Source organism: Leptospira abararensis, assembly GCF_016918735.1.
GTDB lineage: Bacteria > Spirochaetota > Leptospiria > Leptospirales > Leptospiraceae > Leptospira_A > Leptospira_A abararensis.
On record NZ_JAFFPR010000065.1, the window covers coordinates 1 to 4,467 of the forward strand.

The 4,467-nt window shown below is 35.8% G+C and carries 7 protein-coding genes; all 7 read left to right on the plus strand.

Annotated elements, in window-relative coordinates; all coding sequences use genetic code 11:
- Positions 1–415 precede the first annotated feature (415 nt).
- Positions 416–712, plus strand: a complete 297-nt coding sequence (locus JWG40_RS19810; RefSeq protein ID WP_205287491.1) for a nucleotidyltransferase family protein — start codon at positions 416–418, stop codon at positions 710–712.
- Positions 699–1,139 (plus strand): HepT-like ribonuclease domain-containing protein, encoded by a 441-nt coding sequence (locus tag JWG40_RS19815; protein ID WP_205287492.1) that lies wholly within the window; start codon positions 699–701, stop codon positions 1,137–1,139. The genes JWG40_RS19810 and JWG40_RS19815 overlap by 14 nt, the downstream gene beginning before the upstream one ends.
- Before the next feature lie 279 nt (positions 1,140–1,418).
- Positions 1,419–1,706: a BrnT family toxin gene (locus tag JWG40_RS19820; protein WP_135657318.1), complete on the plus strand. Its 288-nt coding sequence runs from the start codon at positions 1,419–1,421 to the stop codon at positions 1,704–1,706.
- A complete protein-coding gene (locus JWG40_RS19825) occupies positions 1,699–2,004 on the plus strand; it encodes an antitoxin (RefSeq protein WP_205287493.1) in 306 nt (101 codons plus the stop codon). Before JWG40_RS19820 ends, JWG40_RS19825 begins: the two co-directional genes overlap by 8 nt.
- Positions 2,005–2,360: 356 nt before the next feature.
- On the plus strand, positions 2,361–3,524 hold the full coding sequence (locus JWG40_RS19830; RefSeq protein ID WP_232369543.1) for an integrase core domain-containing protein: 1,164 nt from the start codon (positions 2,361–2,363) through the stop codon (positions 3,522–3,524).
- Between the two features lie 140 nt (positions 3,525–3,664).
- Positions 3,665–3,823: a hypothetical protein gene (locus JWG40_RS19835; RefSeq protein WP_205287495.1), complete on the plus strand. Its 159-nt coding sequence runs from the start codon at positions 3,665–3,667 to the stop codon at positions 3,821–3,823.
- 6 nt (positions 3,824–3,829) lie between these two features.
- Positions 3,830–4,366, plus strand: coding sequence for a GNAT family N-acetyltransferase (locus JWG40_RS19840; RefSeq protein WP_002975848.1), 537 nt, complete (start codon positions 3,830–3,832; stop codon positions 4,364–4,366).
- Positions 4,367–4,467 lie beyond the last annotated feature (101 nt).

Below are 4,467 nucleotides of genomic sequence, written 5' to 3' on the forward strand. Positions count from 1 at the left end.
AAAATCATTTTTCTAATTAGAGGATGTGTGACCACTGCTTCTTTACGAAACTGTCAGGTGAATACTATACTAGCACACCTAATCTAATAAACTTGAATGTTTAATTAACTTATTCAAAATTATGGAAGGCACTGCACATAACAGCGACTAACCGCTTCGCTTCGGGACGAGCCCTCGCTTGGTCTGCGACACATAGGCTTCTGGCACTCCCCTTGCATTCGCAAGTGTCGTTCCAGTCCCTAACGTCCCAGTCGGGACTCAGGGCCAGCCTACGTCGGTTAGTCTAGTTCGTTATGCGAAAGTAGCAAAAATCAACCGCAAAATTTCAAAATTGTTCTAACAAGAGGAATTAGAAGTTAAATTTTCTGCAAATAAGACTTGAAAACAGCTATTCATAGATAAAATTCTAGATATCATGCCAGCTGCTGTGCAAAATATCTCAGACTTCCAAATTTTCCTAAGTAAGTCAAAAATACTTTCAAAATACAATTTGGAAAGACTTGGAGTTTTTGGATCTTTCGTCCGGAAAGATTCGAATTTCCATGACATTGACATATTAGTTGAAAAAGACTTTGATTTTCGGGAAGCTTTATCCTTTAAAGAGGAACTTGAAAAAGGTTTAAATCTTAAGGTCGACTTAGTGTTAAAAAAATATGCAAACCCAATAATTCTACATAGGGCAAATAAAGAAATGATCTATGTTAAAGAATAGAAATAATGATCTTCTATACCTACTCAATATAATTGAATATATCGAGAAAATTAATCTATATTCAAATAATTTTGAAAATCCCGAAATTCTTTATGAAACAAACGATCAAATGAATTATAACGCTATTTTGAGCCTCCTTACTCAGATAGGCGAAAATAGCACTAAATTAAGCGAAGAAACAAAAAATGAATATACTTATCCTTGGAAAGATGTTGTTGGGCTTCGAAATCGAATTGCACACGACTATACAGGAATTAATATTTTCGTAGTTTTTCAAACAATTAAGTATTCCTTACCTGGCTTAAAAGAGAAAGCCATTCAGATTATACGAGAAGGTATAAAAGAAACAGTTTTCGATATGTCTGAATTACTTTCTGCCAAAGAAAGTAATTATTATTCGCATATTGATTTCAAAAAACTAGAATAATAACAGTAGCTACCTTCGCATAACAGCGCCTTAACGCTTCGCTTCGGGACGAGCCCTCGCTCGGTCTGCGACACATAGGCTTCTGGCACTCCCCTTGCATCCGCAAGTGTCGTGACCAGTCCCTAACGTCCCGTTGGGACTCAGGGTCAGCCTACGTCGTTAAGGCTAATTCGTTATGCGTAATCGTAGAAATGTATGCCTCAGGACATGGGTAATAGCTGTAAAAATTAAAGAATTAGAACTTGACATGAGGCACACATTGTCATCAAATATTTCTAGGTGAAAAACTATCGTTGGGATATTGAGAAAGACGAAATTTTGAGGAAAGAACGTGGAATTTCTTTTGAACTTGTTCTTTTTCAAATCGAAAACGGTTTTCTCTTAGATATAATAAAACATCCAAATGATGTAAAATACCCAAACCAATCTATGTTTATAATTGAAATAGATGAATATGTGTATTTAGTTCCATTTATAGAGAATAAAGAAGAAATATTTTTAAAAACAATTATTCCAAGCAGAAAAGCCACGCGAAATTATCTTAAAAAGGACGGAAGAGATGATTAAAACAAAATTAACAAATAAACCTAAAAAAAATTCCTCTCTTTCAAAAGAAGAAAATGACATTCTTGATTCATATGAAGCAGGTGAATGGAAATCTATTGGTTTAAATAGTAAGTTAATAAGCAACTATCAGAAAGCTGCCTCCGCTACTCTAGCTAAAAATAAAAGAATTAATATAAGATTAAATCAATTAGACTTGCAATCAATTCAGAAAAAAGCTTTTGAAGAAGGTTTACCTTACCAAACTTTTATTTCGAGTTTGATTCACAAATTTGTTACAGGCAAATTAGTTGAAAAATAATTTTAAAATCTACGACTTCGCCTAACAGCGCCTTAACGCTTCGCTTCGGGTCAAGCCCTCGCTCGGTCTGCGACACATAGGCTTCTGGCACTCCCCTTGCTTACGCAAGTGTCGTTCCAGTCCCTAACGTCCCGTTGGGACTCAGGGTCAGCCTACGTCGTTAAGGCTAGTTCGTTATGCGTAAGAAGCTAAATGTATGCCTCAGGACATGGGTAACACTTTTGTAGCAAGACATAGGTAACACTTTCAGGTTTCTATTCCCTTTAGATCACCTTTTTAGGAGGGCTAGAGGGATGCCTTGGAAGGAGAATAATGTCGTGGAATTAAGATATCAGTTCGTTCTGGAGAGCCTCCAGATGGGTGTCAATTTTACTCAGCTCTGTGCTCAGTATGGGATCTCCACCAAGTGTGGATACAAATGGAAGGAAAGATTCATTTTACAAGGTCGGGACGGTCTTCGAGATAAAAAGAAAACTCCAAAAAACTCTCCGGCTAAAATTGCGGAAGAAACCATTCTCGATATCGTTAAGATCAAAAATAATAAGAAGTTTTGGGGGGCTAAAAAAATCCTAGAACTCTACAAGACTAAATTCCCAGATAGAAAACCTCCTAACAGATCCACTGTTGAACGTATTCTTAAGAAAGCCGGGCTACTAGATAAAAAAAAGAAAAGAAGACCCATTAACTCAGGACAACGAATCTCTATGCCTGAGAAAGCAACTCATCCCAATCATATTTGGACCGTTGACTTCAAAGGATGGTGGTATACTCCAGAAAGAGAAAAAGTAAATCCTCTCACTGTTCGCGATGACTTCTCTAAATATATTCTCGCTATCAAAACTCTAAAGAAAGGAGACATTCCTTCCGTTAAAGCCGAATTTACTAGGTTATTTAAGATATACGGTATTCCTGATATCATTCGTTCTGACAATGGACCGCCTTTCGCTTCCATGCAGTCTTTATGGGGACTCACCAAACTTTCCGTTTGGTGGCTCTCTCTAGGAATCAAACTCGATCGTATTCAACCGGGGAAACCTTACCAAAATGGAGCTCATGAAAGAATGCATAGAGACATGGCAAGAGAACTACAACATGAAATCGTTGGGAACATTACCCTCTTCCAAAATCTTTTCGATAAATGGAGAATTGAATTCAATAGAGAAAGACCTCATGAAGCTCTTAATATGAAAACTCCTGAACAAATATATGTTAAATCCAAAAAACTTTTCGATCCGAATGCCGATCTTCTTATGACATACCCTTTTGGTTTCAAACAAAGGCATGTCAATGACAGAGGATACATCAATTACAATGGTAACCTAATCATGGTTGGAAATCCTTTTAATGGATTTAACGTCGGAATCAAAAAGGAATCAGATTCCATCTCTATCTGGTTCGGTATTAATATGTTAGGTGTAATTGATCAAAATTTATTCTTGATTAATTCTGATCCCGATTCATACAAAGTTCATAAACCAAGAAAGGTTACCAAAAAGTGTTACCCTTCTCCTGACGCATAAACGTTACCTATGTCTTGAAGTCATACCGAAAAATGAACACTATTCATTAATATTCAGAACAATATTGCACTGCCGATAGTCAAATTAACAGGTATAATAAATTTCTTTTCAAACAAAAGATAAGTAGGAAAGTAACTCAGATGGCTATTCAAATCAAAGACACACCTACTTTAAAAGGCCATGATGCCGCTTTCTTTTTTGAGTCCCTAGATAAAAATGAGACTAAGAAAATTGAAGAGAAGGAAATTGTCAAAATTCAAGAAAGCTACAAAAGAATCTCCGATCTACTAGATAAGTAGTAATTGATGGATTGGAAAAATATCCGTCTCTATAGACTAGATAGTAATAAAACCATTTTACCTTTCGATTGTGGAGATTCAGATCTAAACGAATTTCTACTAAATGACGCTTTAATATACACTGAAAGTTTAATTGCTGTTACATACATTTTTGAAAATATCAAAAATCAGAATACAGTAGCATTTTTCAGCGTTATAAACGATAAAATCTCTGCCGAACAAACAAATAATTCTGGATGGAAAAAATTTAGAAAATCAATTCCTGAAAAGAAAAGATTTAAAAGTTATCCTGCAGTTAAAATCGGTAGATTAGGCGTTGCCATTCAATACCAAAATCAAGGTTTAGGATCAGATATTCTAAACTATATAAAAGGATTATTTCTAGATTCTAATAAAACTGGATGTCGATTTGTTACTGTTGATGCATATAATAACAAAGAGACTCTCAGCTTCTATGAAAAAAATGGATTTGTTTACCTTACCCAATCAGATACAAATGAAGACACAAGATTAATGTATTTTGATTTAATTACTATCGTATAATGCGTTTCTGCGCATAACAGCGTAGAAACGCTGCGCTTCGGCACAAGGCCTCGCTTGGGCTGCGCCACATTTCCCTTCTGTCACTCGTTTGCATCCGCAAA